We start from the raw sequence: 16,790 nt of genomic DNA, 5'->3' as shown, positions 1-16,790 counted from the left end.
CTCAGTTCCTCTCGATGGTGGGCACGTCGGGCACGGCGCCGGTGATGGCCACCACGTGGATGAACTCGGCGTCGACGTCTGCGATATAGACCGGGGTGGATTTGGTCAGGGTGTCCGGCTCGGCGGTGACGGCGCGGGCGCGGACCCGGTTGCCGTCGGCGTCGACGAACGCCACCTCGCCCCAGCCGTCGGCGGGCACGTCCAGGGTGACGGTGCCGAGCAGCCCGACATAGGAGGCGCGGCCACGCTGGGAGTTGGACTGCTGGCGGCGCAGGAAGGGCAGGACAACGCCCTGCAGCGCACCGATGAGAATGACGCCGCTGACGAGGGCGACGATCGCCGCGCTCAGGGTGCCGAGCCCGAGCCAGGTTGCGATCAGGCCGCCGGTGCCTGCGCCGAGCAGGCCCGCCGACATGCTGGTGAGGCTCAGGAAGGGCAGGCCGTCGGGGCCGAACCCGTTTCCGAGGTCGAAGTCGGTGAGCACCAGTGCCGTCAGGACGGCGATACCGCCGACGCCGAAGGCTGCCAGATACACCCCCGTCACGACGCGATCCTCTCATCCGGCCGGTGTCGACGCCGCGCTACGGCAAGTATCTTTCAAGCGAACGTTGGGGGGCAGTGTTGACACGGTGGGCGCCGGGGCTGGCCGGGCTGCGGGAAGGTCGGGGCGCACCGCTGCGCGTCGACCTGCTCGCCGGGCTCAGTGTCTCGGCGTATCTGATCCCGCAGGCGCTGGCCTATGCGGCGCTGGCCGGACTGAGCCCCATCGTCGGGTTGTGGGCGGCGCTGCCGCCGCTGCTGATCTACGCGATCCTCGGTTCGTCGCGGCAGTTGTCCGTCGGTCCGGAGTCGACGACGTCGCTGATGACCGCCGCGGTGCTGGTCCCGTTGGTCGGCGGCAACGACCCGGTCCGCTATGCGACGTACGCCGCGATCCTGGCGATCCTGGTCGGGGTGTTGTGCCTGGCGGCCGGGATCATCGGGCTCGGCTACCTGGCGAACCTGCTGTCCAAGCCCGTCCTGGTGGGCTACCTCTTCGGCATCGCCATCGCGATGGTCACCGGTCAGTTGGAGCGGATCTCCGGGGTGCCGGTCTCCGGCGAATCCGTGGTGGAGCAGGTGCGCGCGTTCGCGTCGGGCATCGGTCAGGTGCACTGGCCCACCTTGATGATGGCGGCCGCGGTGCTGCTGTGTGTGGTCGCCGTGGAGCGCGCGGCGCCCCGCCTGCCCGGCCCGTTGATCGCCGTCCTCGGCGCGGCGGCCGTGGTGGCCGTGTGGTCGCTGACGCGGTACGGCATCGACGTCGTCGGTGCGATACCCGCCGGCGCGCCGAGCCCCGCCGTGCCGGCGCTGGCGGATGTGCCGGTGCGGGAACTTCTCATGGCCGCGGTGGGGATCGCGGTGGTCGCGTTCTCGGACAACATCCTGACTGCGCGTGCGTTCGCGGCGCGGGTCGGTGAGACCGTCGACGCGAACGCCGAACTCCGCGCCCTCGGCGTCAGCAACATCGCGGTCGGGTTCCTGCGCGGCTTTCCGGTCAGCTCCAGTGGCAGCCGCACGGCGTTGGCGGCCGCGGCCGGAGCCCGGACGCAGAGGTACTCCCTGGTGGTGCTGGTCGTGGTGTCGGTGGTGGTGCTGTTCGGTGGGAGTGTGGTGTCGACCATCCCGGCCGCCGCGCTGGGAGGCCTGATCGTCTACGCCGCGGCCAAGCTGGTCGACGTCGCCGGTTTCAAGGCACTCGCCCGCTTCCGCCGCAGCGAGCTGGTGCTCGCGCTGCTGACCACCTTCGCCGTGGCGGTCTTCGGGGTGCTCTACGGCGTGCTCGTCGCGATCGGGCTGACGGTCCTCGACCTGCTCCGGCGCCTGTCGCACGCCCACGACAGCGTCCTGGGGCTGGTGCCCGGGGTGGCCGGGATGCACGACGTCGACGACTACCCGGACGCGGCGCTGATCCCGGGCCTGCTGGTGTACCGCTACGACGCGCCGCTGTGCTTCGCCAACGCCGAGGACTTCCGTCGCCGCGCCCTCGAGGCCGTTGACCACATGGACCAGGCCAGCCCGCCCGTGCGTTGGTTCCTGCTCAACGCGGAGGCCAACGTCGAGGTCGACATGACCGCCATCGAGGCGCTGGACCAGCTGCGGGAGGAGTGTGGACGCCGTGGCATCGTCTTCGCGATGGCCCGGGTCAAGCAGGACCTCAGGGATGCCCTGACGGCCGCCGGGGTGATCGACAAGATCGGGGAAGATCGCCTGTACATGACGCTGCCGACGGCCGTCGAGGCCTATCGGGCCTGGGCGGCCTCCCGGGGCGCGGACTGACCTGCGCACGGATTTTGGGCCTGGCCCGACTGCGAGTACCATGGATCAACGGTGCGGCTTCCGCGCCGACTTCTCGCGTGCCTTGCTCTGGAGCCCCCGACGTCAGCGGGGAATTCTCCCGATCCGGCCCACGTTTTCAAGTCGGATCGAAGGCTGCGCCGAAGAGGCCAGCAAGCCGATACGAAACGAAAGCAAGGACCGTTACACAGTATGGCCAAAAAAGACGGTGCCATAGAGGTTGAGGGTCGTGTCGTCGAACCTCTGCCCAATGCGATGTTCCGCATTGAGCTGGAGAACGGACACAAGGTCCTCGCCCACATCAGCGGAAAGATGCGGCAGCACTACATCCGTATCCTCCCCGAGGACCGCGTCGTGGTGGAGCTTTCTCCCTACGACCTGTCCCGCGGCCGCATCGTGTACCGCTACAAGTAAGTCCAGAAGCCCTAGAAGAACCACGAGAAGAAGGATCGACACAGCCGTGAAGGTGAACCCGAGCGTCAAGCCGATCTGCGACAAGTGCAGGGTGATCCGCCGGCACGGGCGGGTCATGGTGATCTGCTCCGATCCCCGTCACAAGCAGCGGCAGGGCTGAGCGCTTGCGCGAAGACCAGACAGCAGAGCTGAGTCTTCCGCAGATTCACAACTGAATGATGACCTCCCAGCGCCACTGAGCGGATACGCCGCTCGCACACGTCCGGAACGGAGGCCGGACCCCGGGGCAGACCCGGGAACGGACTGGGATCAGACCTCCGCAGAACACGAGGAATGGCATACATGGCCCGACTTATGGGCGTTGACCTCCCGCGCGACAAGCGCATGGAGATCGCATTGACGTACATCTACGGCATCGGTCGTACCCGCTCCCAGGAGATCCTGGAAGCCACCGGCATCAGCCGGGACATGCGCACCAAGGACCTGACGGACGATCAGGTGACGCAGCTGCGCGACTACATCGAGGGCAACCTCAAGGTGGAGGGTGATCTGCGCCGTGAGGTGCAGGCCGACATCCGCCGCAAGATCGAGATCGGCTGCTACCAGGGTCTGCGGCACCGCCGCGGCCTGCCGGTGCGCGGCCAGCGGACCAAGACCAATGCGCGCACCCGCAAGGGCCCCAAGCGCACCATCGCCGGCAAGAAGAAGGCCAGGTAACCCCGGATGGCACAGGCAAAAAAGGGTGGCGCCCCCAAGAAGGGGCAGAAGACCCGTCGCAGGGAAAAGAAGAACGTCCCGCACGGCGCCGCTCACATCAAGAGCACGTTCAACAACACCATCGTGTCCATCACCGATCCGCAGGGCAACGTCATCGCCTGGGCGTCGTCGGGACATGTCGGCTTCAAGGGGTCGCGTAAGTCCACCCCGTTCGCCGCGCAGCTGGCCGCCGAGAACGCCGCCCGCAAGGCGCAGGAGCACGGCGTCAAGAAGGTCGACGTCTTCGTGAAGGGCCCGGGCTCGGGTCGTGAGACCGCCATCCGTTCGCTGCAGGCCGCAGGCCTCGAGGTCGGCGCGATCTCCGACGTCACACCGCAGCCGCACAACGGTTGCCGTCCGCCCAAGCGGCGCCGGGTCTAGGGGAGAGGGAACTAGAAAATGGCTCGTTATACCGGACCCGTCACCCGCAAGTCGCGTCGCCTCGGCGTCGACCTGGTCGGCGGAGATCAGTCCTTCGAGAAGCGCCCCTACCCGCCCGGCCAGCACGGCCGTGCGCGGATCAAGGAGAGCGAATACCGCACCCAGCTGCAGGAGAAGCAGAAGGCCCGCTTCACCTACGGCGTCATGGAGAAGCAGTTCCGCCGCTACTACGAGGAGGCCAACCGCCTTCCCGGTAAGACCGGCGACAACCTGCTGCGCATCCTGGAGAGCCGGCTGGACAACGTCGTGTACCGCGCAGGCCTGGCCCGCACCCGCCGGATGGCGCGTCAGCTGGTCAGCCACGGCCACTTCACCGTCAACGGAGTGAAGGTCGACGTGCCCAGCTACCGGGTGTCGCAGTACGACATCATCGACGTCAAGGACAAGTCGATCAACACCCTGCCCTTCGAGGTGGCCCGGCAGACCGCCGGCGAGCGCCCGATCCCGGGCTGGCTGCAGGTCGTCGGCGAGCGTCAGCGCATCCTCGTGCACCAGCTGCCCGAGCGCGCGCAGATCGACGTTCCGCTCACCGAGCAGCTGATCGTCGAGCTCTACTCGAAGTAGTAACCCTGACCCCGGAATCCACCGGGGCTCAGGCCACCTAACGGCATCAAATAGCGGTTGCCGAGAAGGAGAAAAGAAACACCATGCTGATTTCACAGCGCCCCACCCTCAGCGAAGATGTGCTGGCCGAGAACCGGTCCCAGTTCGTCATCGAGCCGCTGGAGCCCGGATTCGGTTACACCCTCGGGAACTCGCTGCGCCGCACGCTGCTGTCGTCCATCCCGGGCGCGGCCGTCACCAGCATCCGCATCGACGGTGTGCTGCACGAGTTCACCACCGTGCCCGGGGTCAAGGAAGACGTCACCGACATCATCCTGAACCTCAAGGGTCTGGTCGTGTCCTCCGAGGAGGACGAGCCGGTCACCATGTACCTGCGCAAGCAGGGACCGGGTGAGGTCACCGCGGGTGACATCGTGCCGCCGGCCGGCGTCACGGTGCACAACCCCGACATGCACATCGCCACCCTGAACGACAAGGGCAAGCTCGAGGTCGAGCTGGTCGTCGAGCGCGGCCGCGGCTACGTGCCTGCCGTGCAGAACAAGGCCTCCGGCGCCGAGATCGGCCGCATCCCGGTCGATTCGATCTACTCGCCGGTGCTCAAGGTCACCTACAAGGTGGAGGCCACCCGTGTCGAGCAGCGCACCGACTTCGACAAGCTGATCCTCGACGTCGAGACCAAGAACTCGATCACCCCGCGTGACGCGCTGGCTTCGGCCGGTAAGACGCTGGTCGAATTGTTCGGTCTGGCACGGGAACTCAACGTCGAGGCCGAGGGCATCGAGATCGGCCCGTCGCCGGCGGAGGCCGATCAGGCCGCGCACTTCGCGCTGCCGATCGACGATCTGGACCTGACGGTGCGGTCGTACAACTGCCTCAAGCGCGAGGGTGTGCACACCGTGGGCGAGCTCGTGGCCCGCACGGAGTCCGATCTGCTGGACATCCGTAACTTCGGCCAGAAGTCCATCGACGAGGTGAAGATCAAGCTGCACCAGTTGGGTCTGTCGCTCAAGGACAGCCCGGCCAGCTTCGATCCGTCCGAGGTGGCCGGCTACGACGTCGCCACCGGCACGTGGAACAGCGACGCCGGCTACGACCTGGAGGACAACCAGGACTATGCCGAAACCGAACAGCTCTAGGCGCGAAACCGAACAGCTCTAAAGCCCTGTAGTTCCGTCCCGGTCCTACCTGATACGGGGACCGGCCCCATTAGGAGATAGTCGCAATGCCCAAACCCACAAAGGGTCCTCGCCTCGGCGGGTCGTCCTCGCACCAGAAGGCGCTCCTGGCCAACCTGGCCACGTCGCTGTTCGAGCACGGCCGCATCAAGACGACCGAGCCGAAGGCGCGGGCGCTGCGGCCGTACGCGGAGAAGCTCATCACCCACGCCAAGAAGGGCACGCTGCACAACCGGCGTGAGGTGATGAAGAAGATCCGCGACAAGGACGTCGTGCACGTCTTGTTCGCCGAGATCGGGCCGTTCTTCGCCGACCGCAACGGCGGCTACACCCGCATCATCAAGGTCGAGAACCGCAAGGGCGACAACGCCCCGATGGCGGTCATCGAACTGGTGCGGGAGAAGACCGTGACGTCGGAGGCCAACCGTGCGCGTCGCGCGGACGCGGCGCAGAAGGCGGCGAGCGCGGGCGCTCAAGAGGTCGCCGCTGCCGCGGCACCGCAAGCAGCGGTTGAGCCGGAGGCTGTCGAGACCGAGGCTTCTGCCGAGACCGCCGAGGCTGAGGTCGAGGCCGCCGAGGTCGAGGCCGTCGACGAGGCTTCGGCTGAGGAAGCCGACGAGGCAACCGAGGTCGAGAAGGCTGACGACGACAAGTAGTCACCCAGTGAACGAGCCCGCCACCGATTCCGGTGGCGGGCTTGTTTTCATTTCCTCGCGGCCGGGAGTTCGTCTGCGCCTCGACATCGCCTACGACGGCACGGACTTCGCCGGCTGGGCGACTCAGGCCGGGCAGCGCACCGTGGCCGGGGCGATCGACGACGCGCTCTCGACGGTGTTCCGGACCCCGGTGGTGACCCGCGCCGCGGGCCGCACCGACTCCGGCGTTCATGCCACCGGGCAGGTCGCCCACGTCGACGTCCCCGCCGACGCGCTGCCGTATGCCTACCCGCGCACCACCCGTCCCGGTGAGGCCGAGTTCGGGCCTCTGGTCCGCCGTCTCGGCCGGATGCTGCCCGAGGACGTCCGGGTCCGTGAGATCACCCGCGCCGCACCGGGATTCGACGCGCGGTTCTCGGCGCTGCGGCGGCACTACCTCTACCGGCTGAGCACCGCCCCGTACGGCGTCGAGCCCGCCGAGGCCCGGTTCGTCACACCGTGGCCGCGTCCGCTCGACGTGGCGGCGATGGCCACCGCGGCCCGCGAGTTGGTGGGGCTGCACGACTTCGCGGCGTTCTGCCGGCACCGCGACGGCGCGACGACGATCCGGGAGTTACAGCGGTTGGACTGCGTGCGCGACGGCGACCGGGTCGAGGTGCACGTCAGCGCCGACGCGTTCTGCTGGAACATGGTGCGCTCACTGGTCGGCGCGCTGCTCGCCGTCGGCGAGCATCGCCGCGACGCGGCATGGTGTGCGGCGCTGCTGGACGCGACGGGTCGCTCCAGCGACTTCGCCGCGGCTCCGGCGCGCGGACTGACGTTGGTCGGTGTGGACTACCCGCCCGACGCGCAGCTGGAGGCCCGCAACCTGGTGACTCGCGATCTGCGTACCGCCGACGAGCTCTAGCCCGGATTTTTCGTGGTTTGTTGCTGGTGAGGGTGTGTAGATAAGCGAAAGTGCCTGTCCTGCAAGGAATAATCGGACTTGTCTAAGGTTCGGATCGTTCCAGCGGAAAGGCACCTCGCAGGTGAAGAATATCGCGACCACATCACGGGTGAAAGTGTCCGCCGACGGCCATGGCGTCGTGTCGCATGCCGGGATGGCCATGCTGCGCGAACTCGCCGACTGGACCGGGCTATCGACGCAGGTGACCGCCGCGTTGGCCGACACCTACCGCGGCCCGTGGGTGTATGCGCCCGGGGAGGTGTTCGCCGACCTGGCGGCCGCGGTCGCCGACGGCGCCGATTGCATCGACGCCGTCGGCCAGTTGTGCGGGGATCGTGAGCACGCCTTCGGCGCGAAAGCCTCCACCACCACGATGTGGCGACTGGTCGATGAGCGCATCGACGCCGCCCACCTACCCGCAGTGCGAGCAGCGCGCGCCGCGGCGCGCGCGGCGGCCTGGGCCGCCGGAGCCGCACCCACCGGCGATGACTGGCTGCACATCGACATCGATGCCACCCTGGTCATCGATCACTCCGACAACAAGCACGGCGCGGCCCCGACCTGGAAGAAAACGTTCGGCCTGCACCCGCTGCTGGCGTTTCTGGACCGCCCCGAGATCGCCGGCGGGGAAGCTCTGGCCGGGCTGCTGCGCACCGGTAACGCCGGCTCCAACACCGCCAGTGATCACATCATCGTCCTGGCCCAGGCACTGGCCGCCCTTGCGCCGGTGTGTCGGCCCGACCCCGCCACTCCCGACAACCCTGAAGCACCCAAGGTGTTGGTGCGCTGCGACACCGCCGGAGCCACCCACAAGTTCGCCGACGCCTGCCGCGAACAGGGGGTGGGGTTCTCCTTCGGCTACCCCGTCGATGCCCGCGTGCAGGACGCGGTGGACACCCTCAACCTCGGCCAATGCTGGTACCCGGCGATCGACACCGACGGTGGTATCCGTGACGGCGCCTGGATCGCTGAGGCCACCGACCTGGTCAACCTGGACTCCTGGCCACCGGGCACCCGACTGATCCTGCGCAAAGAACGCCCCCACCCCGGCGCCCAATTGCGGTTCACCGACGCCGACGGGATGCGGGTCACCGCCTTCATCACCGACACACCACCCGGTGTCGTGGCCGGCCAAGTCGCCGGCCTGGAACTGCGCCACCGCCAGCACGCCCGCGTCGAAGACCGCATCCGCGAACTCAAAGCCACCGGCCTGCGTAACCTGCCGTGCCACTCGTTCTGGGCCAACGCCGCCTGGCTGGAAATCGTCCTTGCCGCCGCCGACCTGGTCACCTGGACACGACTGATCGGCTTCCGCACCGAGACCGGCCTGGCCCGCGCCGAAATCACCACCTTCCGCTACCGGGTCCTGCACGTGGCGGCCCGCATCACCCGCAGCGCCCGACAACTACGGCTACGCATCGATGCCACCTGGCGATGGGCGCACGCGATCGCCACCGCCTGGCAGACCATCCGCACCGCCTTCAGATAGAACTCCGGCCCACCCGACCCACCGACCACGAAAGACCAGGCCTTCGGGAAAGCCCGCCCCACCCGGCGACACGGGACGATCAACCACTCCACTACGCCGAAACCGCCACCCCGCAACACAATTCAGCAGCCGAACCGCACCCACATCAACTTCGATGCAAAATCCGGGCTAGCTACAGTCGGCCCACGATGAAGTCGGCGGCCTGGTTCACCATGCCCGCACCGATGTAGGCGGGGGCCAGATGCGCGGGCCAGTAGTCCTGCCAGTTCTCGGGAGCGGTCGGATTGCAGATCGGATCGTCGCCGTGGCACAGCTCGATGATCCGGTCGCGCAGCGCGGGGTTGGTGAAGTTCGCGATCGGCCCGACCCACTGGCTGCCATTGCCGAACAGCGCGACGGCGGCGATGTGCCGATCGACACCGTCGGGCAGCGGGCTCTTGAAACCGAACGCGGCGATCGGGACCGCGACCACCACGTCGGTGACTGCCGCGCCCAGTGAATAGCCGCCCAGCACCAGCCGGGTGTCGGGGCAGTTGCCGGCCATGTACTGGATGCGCTGGCTCATGTCGTTGGCGCCGAGGTCGACCTCGGTGTCGGCGGGGTACTTCACCGCGTACAGGTCGACGCTCTTACCGGTCTTCGAGCGCAGCGCGCTGACCAGCGCGTTGCCGATCTGCCCGGCGCCGGGGGATTCGATCCGGCCGCGGGCGAAGATCAGCTCCACCTCGGGGCACGCCTGAGCCGAGGCGAGCGGCGGCGCGACCAGTGCGGCCGCGGTGAACAGCAGCGCAGCAAGGGCCGAGAGGACCGGAAATTTTCTCAGCTGACGAATCACTTAGCCGATCATAATTGGCTGTGGCCGTTCAGACCCGGCCTGCGGCAAATCCGGCGGCTTGACCGATGAAAGGGGAACGTTCGTAGCTGGTGTGCGCAAACGGGTTGCGGCCGTCGGAGCAAATCGGATCACCGTCGGCACACAGGTCGATCGCTTTGCCGGCGAACGTGCCTCTGGCCGACACCGGGCTGCCGAACTTGGCCGACGGGTTGCCGAATACGGCCACGGCGGCGACGTTTCCGGTCAGCCCGCCCGGCAGCGGCGGTGCCGAACCGATGCTTCCGATGCGGTCCCCGAGCGGCGGCACGCCGGCGAGCATGGCGACCACGGCGGCGCCCTGCGAGTAGCCGCCGAGCACGATGCGGGTGTTGGGGCACTCGGCCGCCATGTACGCGATGCGTCCGGTGGCGTCGGTGGCCCCGCTGGCGGTATTGAGGAAGTCGTAGCTGGCGGGGTAGTTCACGCCGTAGGTCCCGACCGTGCGGCCGCCCAGCTGGTTGCGCAGCGTGTCTGCCAGCGCCTGACCGACGCGTCCGACGCCGGGCGGCTCGCTGGTTCCGCGGGCGAACACCACCTCGACATCCGGGCACGGCTGCGCGGAGGCAGGGGCGGCGGGAAGGACGGCGACGGCGGCCACCGACGCCGTCACGGCGGCTGCGGCCGAAAGGATCCGGCGGATCAGTCGATCGGAAAGCACAAGACACCGTAACTCATAGCTGGGTCACAGACGCCCGGCGACGAATGCCGCGGCCTGATCGGTGAACATGCCGGGACCGTAGTTGCTGTGGGCGGCGATGTCGTCGCCGCCCGAGCACACCGGGTCGAGGCCGTTGCACAGATCGATGGAGCGCGAACCCCACACCGGGCTGGCGGTGATCGGGATGCCCAGTTTGGTCGACGGGTTGCCGAACACCGCGATCGCGGCGACGAAGTCGGGTGTGTTGGGCGGCAACGGCGCGTTGAACCCGACGGCCGGGATCGGGACGGCGGCGATGACGTCGATCACCGCGGCACCCTGTGAGTAGCCGCCCAGTACCAGTCGGGTCCGGGGACAGTTGGCCATCATGTACTGGATGTGCAGGCTGGCGTCGTTGGCGCCGGCCGCGGCGGCCAGGAAATCGAAGCTCGCCGGGTAGTTGACGGCGTAGGTGCCGACGGACCGGCCGCCGACGCGCCCGCGCAGCGAATCGACGAATGCCGCACCCACCCGGCCGAGGCCGGGTGGTTCGTCGGTGCCGCGGGCGAAGACCACCTCGATGTCGGGGCAGCCCTGGGCGTGCGCGGCCGGGATCTGGACCGGTGCTGCGACGAGGGTCGCGGCCGCGACGAGTATCGCCGCGAGCACCCCCGTCACCCTGCGCGCGGGGGCGTCAAGATCGATCATCATCCCGCAAGGTTAGCCGCTCTAGCTGCTATGGCGCCGGAGCATCCGGCCAGGTCACCGTGCCGGCCTCGTCGAGCTCGCTGCGATCACCCTGGCGGGCGAGCGCCAGACCGGCCAGCACCACCGCGCCGCCGACCGCCTGGGTGACGGTCATGGCCTCGCCCAGCAGCACCCAGGCGGCGAGCACGGCGAACATCACCTCGGACAGTCCGACCAGCGAGGCGAACCGGGGCCGCAGCCGGGCGACGCCGACGATGCCGAGTGTGTACGCGATCGCCGTCGGGATCAGCGCCAGCGCGACGACGGGCACGATCCATGAAGTGGTCCAGCCGGCGATCACGGTGTCGTTCGCGGTGAAGGTCAGCGGCATCACGCCCGTGGCGCCCAGCGCGGCGACGGTGGCGGCGCCGACGATCAGACCGCCGGCTGCCAATGTGATCGGATGCAGCGGGCCCTGATCGCCCGTGCTCTCGGCGCCGGCCTTGTCCGACATCAGGAAGTAGCAGGCCGCGCAGACGGCTGCGGCCAGCCCCCAGCCGACGCCGGTGAGATTGATGTGGGCGCCCGCCAGCCCGCCGGGGCCCACGATCCCCAGCACGAGCATGATCCCGGCGACCGCGAGTGTGACGCCGACCAGCGTCATGGTGGTGGGGCGCCGGCGCGTGGTGGCCCAGAGCCAGCCCACCACGAGGATCGGGGCGGTGTATTCGAGCAGCAGGGCGACGCCCACCGACAGGTGGGACACGGCGTTGAAGTAGAAGAGTTGCGCGCCGGCGATCGGCACCAGGCCGTAGAGCGCGACCGTGCGGGCGTGCCTGCGCGCCTCGCGCAGCCAGCCCGGGTACATGATCGTCGCGAACACGGCCATGGCCAGTGCGCCGCCCGCGAGCCGGGCGGTCACCGCGGCGGTCGGGGTCCAGCCGGCCTCCATCAGCGATTTGGCGAACGGCCCCGATGACCCGAACGCGAACGCGGAACCGATCGCGAACAGCAGGCCCGTGCGGAAGAGGTGCGTGTGGTCGGCTCGTGCCTGCCGGCTGGTGTCGAGCGCGGCCATCGGTGAAACCTCCGTGGGCTGAAAAGAGATGACATGAGTAAAATCAACTTTGGTCATGACGCTACCGCTGAAAGGAGTCATGAGTCAAATGCTTTTCACTTATGACACCGAGCTCACACTGCGTGCTGCGGGTGTCCTGATCAACAGCGACCGGGTGGACGGCGACCAGCTGTCCGACCTCGCCGCGCTCGACGAGTATCTGGACCACTTCGGCTGGACGGGCAGGCGCGACCACGACGCCGCCGAGTTGGAGTCGGTGCGCCGGCTGCGGACCCGCCTGGCCCGGATCTGGGAGTCCGCCGACGACGAGGCCCGCGCCGTCGGACACGTCAACGCGCTGCTCGCCGACACCAAGGCGTCGCCGTGGCTGACCCGCCACCCCGAGATGCCCGAGTGGCACCTGCACCTCGCCTCGATCCACGATCCGCTGTGGCAGCGGATGGGTGCCGAGATGGCGATGGCGCTGGCCGACCTGATCCGCGCGGGGGAGTTGCGCAGGCTCAAGATCTGCGCCGCCCCGGACTGTCACGCGGTGCTGGTGGACCTGTCGCGAAACCGGTCGGGCAAGTTCTGCGACACCGGCAACTGCGGCAACCGCCAGCACGTCGCCGCCTACCGGGAACGCCGCTCCAACAAGTGATCTGCCCCCGTCGGCCGCGCCGTTAGGCTGACCGAGGGGGAAGTGATGCGGCAACCGACGACACGCCTGCAGGTCAGCGGCCACCGGTTCCTGATGCGCAGGATGGAACACGCTCTGGTGCGCGGTGACGCTCGCATGCTCGACGATCCTCTTCGCGGACAATCACTTTCGATGACCGCCGGTGCGGTTCTCGCGGCGATCGCGGTCGCGGTGTGCGCCGTGCTGGCGTTCATCCGGCCCGGAGGCGAACTGGGTGACGCGCCGCTGGTCGTGGTCCGCGAATCCGGGGCGATGTACGTCAGGATCGACGACACCATGCACCCGGTGTTCAACCTCGCATCGGCGCGGCTGATCCTCGGCACCGCCGCCGAACCGCGCATGGTCGCCCAGCGGGCGGTCGACCGCGCCGAGATCGGTCCGCAGGTGGGGATTCCCGGCGCCCCGGGGCAGATCTCGCCGCCGCTGCAGGCCGCCGAATCCGGTTGGACCGTCTGCGACGAACGCTCCGGCACCACGGTCACCGCCGGCCCGGTCGCCGGGTCCGCGATGACCCCGGGCGCCAGTGTGCTGGTGACCCCGCGTGGTGGCAGCGCCGCGCTGAGCTATCTTCTGCACGGCAGATGGCGGTCCAGGGTGGATCTGCGCCACCCCGCCGTCGTCCGGGCGCTGCGGCTCGACGGTGTTGTGCCGCAGCCGGTGTCACCCGCACTGCTGGCCGCCGTCCCGGAGGCGCCCGCCATCAGTCCGCCTCACATCCCTGCGCTCGGCTCACCGGGGCCCTCGACGCTGCGCGAACACCCTGTGGGCACCGTGGTCCGGGAGTCGGGGACACATGCGACGACCGAGTACTTCGTGGTGCTCGCCGAAGGCCTGCAGCGCATCGGCGAGGTCGCCGCCGATCTGATCCGCTACACCGACCGCCGCCCCGGCGCCGAGATTCCCACCGTGTCCGCCGATGCCGTCGGGGCGGTGCCCGTCGTCACCACGCTGCCCGTCACGACGTTCCCGGACCGCGGCGGCGTCACCGCGGCGCCGGTCATCTGTGCGCACTGGAACCAGAAGAACGGTGAAACCACCTCGCACACCTCAGTTCTCGTGGCGGATTCGGCTCCGCGCCGCACCCGGCCCGTCACCCTGGTGCAGACCGACGGCGACGGCCCTGCCGTGGATGCCGTGTCCGTGCCGGCCGGGCGCAGCGTGTACGTGCGGTCCGTGTCGCTCACCGGCGCCGGGCACGGCACGGGGTCACTGTTCCTGGTCACCGATGCCGGTGTGCTGTTCGGAGTCCGGGACGACGAGAGCGCCGCGGCCCTCGGGCTCACCGCGCCTGCGGTGCCCGCGCCGTGGCCGGTGCTGGCCACCCTGCCGCGCGGGCCCGAACTCGGCCGTGACGACGCTTCAGTCCTGCGCGACGGAACCGGGGCGCCCTGACCGCCGCACGGCCGTCGACACCACCGCCACGCAGGCGGTCAGTGCCAGGCAGCCGAGCGCCGCGTGCAATGCCGTTCTGCCCGAGACGGATTCAGATGGGCGGGGCGGGACCGGGCCGACCGGTGCCACGCCGGCCGACACCGGATCGGCAGATCCGGTCGCCGTGACCGCCGCGAGCGCGTCGACCACGCCGTGCCCGACCACCGGATCCCACCCCGACGGCGGAGGGTGCGCGGTGTCCTCGATCACCCGCATGACCTGCCGGGCGGTCAGACCCGGTGACCGGGCGCGGACGAGCGCGGCGATCGCCGAAACGACCGGGACCGCATAGCTGGTGCCCGAGATCGGAAGCCCGGACGGCGCAACGTCCACCAAGCCGTCGCCGGCGGGTGCCAGCGACACCACCGACTCCCCGGGAGCCGCGACGTCGACCCACGGCCCGGCGAGGCTGAACTCCGAGGCGATCCCGTCGGAGCCGATCGAGCCGACGGTGAGCACGTAGTCGTCATACCAGGCGGGGCTCGCCACCATGGTCACCGCACCGGCGTCGGCCGGCCTGCGCGGGTTGTGTTGCGTGCACTGGCCGGCGCCACCCACATTGCCCGCCGCCGTCACCACCACGACGTTCTTGACGTCGACGGCGTAGGCCAGCGCGGCGCCGAGCGCCCGGTCGTCGAGCCCGGCGTCGACCGGTAGGCAGGCCACCGTGGAGATGTTGAGGACCGTCGCCCCCAGATCGGCGGCCGTGCGCACTGCCGTCGCCAGCGTCTCGACGTCACCGACCCCGGTCCCGCCGGGGTCGTCGACGGCGCGAAACCTGTTGCTGGACTGCCTGATCGACAGCAGGGACACGTCGGGCGCGATGCCGGCGAAGCCGCCGGTGTCCGCCGGGTCGGCGCTGGCGCCGATGATGCCGGCCACGATGGTGCCGTGGCCGTCGCAGTCTGAGGTGCCGTCCTGTCCGGACACGTAGTCCCCGCCCGCGATCAGGTGCGGCAGCCTCCGGTGCCGGGCCACCCCGGTGTCGATCACCGCGACGGTCTGCCCCGCACCGCGGGTCAGCGCCCACACGCTGGGCAGGTCGATGCCGTGCGGTCGGCCCGGTACGTCGACCGGCGACGTCGGGGCGGTGACGCACTCGTCGTGCTGGACCGTGGGATGCGCCGGGGCGACCGGGCCCGGGGCCGGCAGCAGCCTCTCGTCGACCGCGGGCGGACCCACCGCATCGGCAGACGGCGCGGTGTACACCAGCAGCAGCGCGACCACGATCAGCACCCGCCACGGCCGCGCCGGCCCGGTCATGCCAGGCTCAGCTGACGGACCAGGCCGTAGATCCCGCTCACCCAGAACGCCAGCGGCACCAGGGCCACCAGGGCGGCGTACTCGGTGACCTGGATCATCCTGTGCGCGAGCGGGTTCGGAGACGCCGGCGACCCGGCTCCGCGCACTGCGAGCACACAGAGCACCGCGGCGCAGGCGCAGAGCCACGGCGCATGCACCGGTGCTGCGACCACGGTGACGGTGAACGCGGCGAGCAGCGACACCGACCCGGCCGCACCCAGCGCGATGCGCCGGTGCACCACGACGTGGGACCGTTTCCGCAGGACCAGCAGCACCCCGAGATCCGCGGCGAACAGCGCGGCCAGGATCGTCGAGGACTCCGCGGGGCCCGCGACGGCGGCGACCATGACACCCCCGGCCGCCGCCGTCGCAGACCACCCCGCCACCAAGCCGGTCAACGTGGAATGCGCCGCGGCAGGTTCCGGGCCTGCGGTCACCACTGCGAGTTTCGGTGCCACGGAGAGTGCGGCCGTCGACAGCGCGGCCAGCGCGGCCCCAGCCGTCACCGGACTTGCCGCGAGATTCGCCAACCCCGCCGCGGCGGTGGCAGCCCCGCCGGCCGCGGTGAACGCCGTCAGCAGTGCGCGGTCGGCCACCAACCGCAGCAGAAGCACCGACATGCAGAACCCGGCGCTGGAGGCGAGCAGCACGGTGGCGGGCCACGGCGCCGAACGAACGGCGAGAAGCCCTGCCGCAGTGGCGAACACCACCGCAGCCGTGCTCAGCAGAGCGGTGAGTTCAGGCTCCGCGCGGGCGGCCGCCACCGCCCCGACCGCCGCCGACCCCGACAGCGCCGCCGCACACCACAGATGCCAGTGCGTGGGCGCCGCGGTGCCCGACCACACCAGGGCGACGGCGCAGGCCACGATGCCGGCCGCGCCGGCCGCGCGGTTGACCCCACGGCCGGGTGTCCCCTTCTCCGCTGCGCCCGCCACCACGGCGCAGGGGTCGGTGGGCAGCAGGCGTGGCGGCGGCACCCGCACGGCTGTCAGCACGATGACGTCTCCGTCCTCGACGACGTTGTCCCGCAGCGACATCGACGAGTCCAGCGGAACTCCTGCGGGCGTGGCCAGCTGCCACTGTCGCGGCCCGACCGGACCTCCGAAGACGGTGTCGACGATCGACGGCACCAGCTCGGCCAGCGGCTGCCCGGCGGGAAGGACGAGGTCGGCCGCGGCCGCCTCCCGCGGACCCAGCGCGTGGACGGCCACCCTGCGCAACGTATCCGGCACGAAATCAACGTAACTCGGCCCGGGCGGGCCGCGCTGCAGCACTTTCCCGGGCTGTGGATGGAACGGCACGGGGCCGCCGTGCGTCTATTCAC

19 protein-coding genes are annotated in these 16,790 nt (G+C 69.7%); 12 read left to right on the top strand and 7 right to left on the bottom strand.

Translation table 11 applies throughout. The features are described from left to right. Position 1: 1 nt before the first annotated feature. Positions 2-544, bottom strand: coding sequence for a hypothetical protein (locus BN976_RS08735; RefSeq protein ID WP_036369973.1), 543 nt, complete (start codon positions 542-544; stop codon positions 2-4). A 74-nt stretch (positions 545-618) separates the two neighbouring features. Between BN976_RS08735 and BN976_RS08730 the strand changes: the two genes are divergently transcribed. From BN976_RS08730 to BN976_RS08685, 10 genes are all read left to right on the top strand, one after another. Beyond that, complete coding sequence (locus BN976_RS08730) at positions 619-2,319, top strand: SulP family inorganic anion transporter (RefSeq protein WP_036369970.1); 1,701 nt, start codon at positions 619-621, stop codon at positions 2,317-2,319. A 210-nt stretch (positions 2,320-2,529) separates the two neighbouring features. Then, positions 2,530-2,751, top strand: a complete 222-nt coding sequence (gene infA / locus BN976_RS08725; RefSeq protein ID WP_003418601.1) for a translation initiation factor IF-1 — start codon at positions 2,530-2,532, stop codon at positions 2,749-2,751. A 46-nt stretch (positions 2,752-2,797) separates the two neighbouring features. Then, on the top strand, positions 2,798-2,911 hold the full coding sequence (rpmJ, locus tag BN976_RS08720; RefSeq protein WP_003879483.1) for a 50S ribosomal protein L36: 114 nt from the start codon (positions 2,798-2,800) through the stop codon (positions 2,909-2,911). Positions 2,912-3,093: 182 nt separating this feature from the next. Further along, positions 3,094-3,468 carry a 30S ribosomal protein S13 gene (rpsM, locus tag BN976_RS08715; RefSeq protein WP_003929501.1) on the top strand — a complete coding sequence of 125 codons (375 nt, stop codon included), beginning with the start codon at positions 3,094-3,096 and terminating at the stop codon, positions 3,466-3,468. Between the two features lie 6 nt (positions 3,469-3,474). Continuing rightward, entirely contained in the window at positions 3,475-3,888 is a 414-nt protein-coding gene (gene rpsK, locus BN976_RS08710; protein ID WP_011778694.1) for a 30S ribosomal protein S11, read from the top strand. Positions 3,889-3,906: 18 nt separating this feature from the next. Then, entirely contained in the window at positions 3,907-4,512 is a 606-nt protein-coding gene (gene rpsD, locus BN976_RS08705) for a 30S ribosomal protein S4 (RefSeq protein WP_011778695.1), read from the top strand. Between the two features lie 83 nt (positions 4,513-4,595). Continuing rightward, positions 4,596-5,648, top strand: a complete 1,053-nt coding sequence (locus BN976_RS08700; protein WP_011778696.1) for a DNA-directed RNA polymerase subunit alpha — start codon at positions 4,596-4,598, stop codon at positions 5,646-5,648. An 86-nt stretch (positions 5,649-5,734) separates the two neighbouring features. After that, positions 5,735-6,343, top strand: a complete 609-nt coding sequence (gene rplQ / locus BN976_RS08695; RefSeq protein ID WP_036369967.1) for a 50S ribosomal protein L17 — start codon at positions 5,735-5,737, stop codon at positions 6,341-6,343. A gap of 7 nt (positions 6,344-6,350) precedes the next feature. Next, on the top strand, positions 6,351-7,250 hold the full coding sequence (gene truA / locus BN976_RS08690; RefSeq protein ID WP_036369964.1) for a tRNA pseudouridine(38-40) synthase TruA: 900 nt from the start codon (positions 6,351-6,353) through the stop codon (positions 7,248-7,250). 121 nt (positions 7,251-7,371) lie between these two features. Further along, positions 7,372-8,778 (top strand): IS1380 family transposase, encoded by a 1,407-nt coding sequence (locus BN976_RS08685; RefSeq protein ID WP_036368218.1) that lies wholly within the window; start codon positions 7,372-7,374, stop codon positions 8,776-8,778. Between the two features lie 172 nt (positions 8,779-8,950). Here the strand turns inward: BN976_RS08685 and BN976_RS08680 are convergent, their stop codons facing one another. The 4 genes from BN976_RS08680 to BN976_RS08665 are packed head-to-tail and all read right to left on the bottom strand — an operon-like array spanning position 8,951 to position 12,054. Further along, entirely contained in the window at positions 8,951-9,613 is a 663-nt protein-coding gene (locus BN976_RS08680) for a cutinase family protein (protein ID WP_036369961.1), read from the bottom strand. Positions 9,614-9,641: 28 nt separating this feature from the next. After that, positions 9,642-10,310, bottom strand: a complete 669-nt coding sequence (locus BN976_RS08675) for a cutinase family protein (protein WP_199558918.1) — start codon at positions 10,308-10,310, stop codon at positions 9,642-9,644. Between the two features lie 24 nt (positions 10,311-10,334). Further along, positions 10,335-11,000 carry a cutinase family protein gene (locus BN976_RS08670; RefSeq protein WP_051558369.1) on the bottom strand — a complete coding sequence of 222 codons (666 nt, stop codon included), beginning with the start codon at positions 10,998-11,000 and terminating at the stop codon, positions 10,335-10,337. 25 nt (positions 11,001-11,025) lie between these two features. Beyond that, on the bottom strand, positions 11,026-12,054 hold the full coding sequence (locus BN976_RS08665; protein ID WP_036369959.1) for an EamA family transporter: 1,029 nt from the start codon (positions 12,052-12,054) through the stop codon (positions 11,026-11,028). An 88-nt stretch (positions 12,055-12,142) separates the two neighbouring features. Here BN976_RS08665 and BN976_RS08660 point away from each other — a divergent pair, with 88 nt between their 5' ends. After that, a complete protein-coding gene (locus BN976_RS08660) occupies positions 12,143-12,694 on the top strand; it encodes a CGNR zinc finger domain-containing protein (protein WP_036369956.1) in 552 nt (183 codons plus the stop codon). A 45-nt stretch (positions 12,695-12,739) separates the two neighbouring features. Then, positions 12,740-14,125, top strand: a complete 1,386-nt coding sequence (eccB, locus tag BN976_RS08655) for a type VII secretion protein EccB (RefSeq protein WP_036369953.1) — start codon at positions 12,740-12,742, stop codon at positions 14,123-14,125. Here the strand turns inward: eccB and mycP are convergent. Together mycP and eccD are read right to left on the bottom strand one after the other, a co-directional pair. Next, a complete protein-coding gene (mycP, locus tag BN976_RS08650) occupies positions 14,093-15,427 on the bottom strand; it encodes a type VII secretion-associated serine protease mycosin (protein ID WP_011778705.1) in 1,335 nt (444 codons plus the stop codon). The genes eccB and mycP overlap by 33 nt on opposite strands. After that, positions 15,424-16,698, bottom strand: a complete 1,275-nt coding sequence (gene eccD / locus BN976_RS08645; RefSeq protein ID WP_036369950.1) for a type VII secretion integral membrane protein EccD — start codon at positions 16,696-16,698, stop codon at positions 15,424-15,426. Before eccD ends, mycP begins: the two co-directional genes overlap by 4 nt. Positions 16,699-16,790: the final 92 nt, after the last annotated feature.

Origin of the sequence: Mycolicibacterium austroafricanum (assembly GCF_000612725.1) — a bacterium.
In the GTDB taxonomy this organism is placed as follows: domain Bacteria; phylum Actinomycetota; class Actinomycetes; order Mycobacteriales; family Mycobacteriaceae; genus Mycobacterium; species Mycobacterium austroafricanum.
Note: the sequence above shows the minus strand (reverse complement) of the source record. Positions and strands in the feature narration are given on the sequence as shown.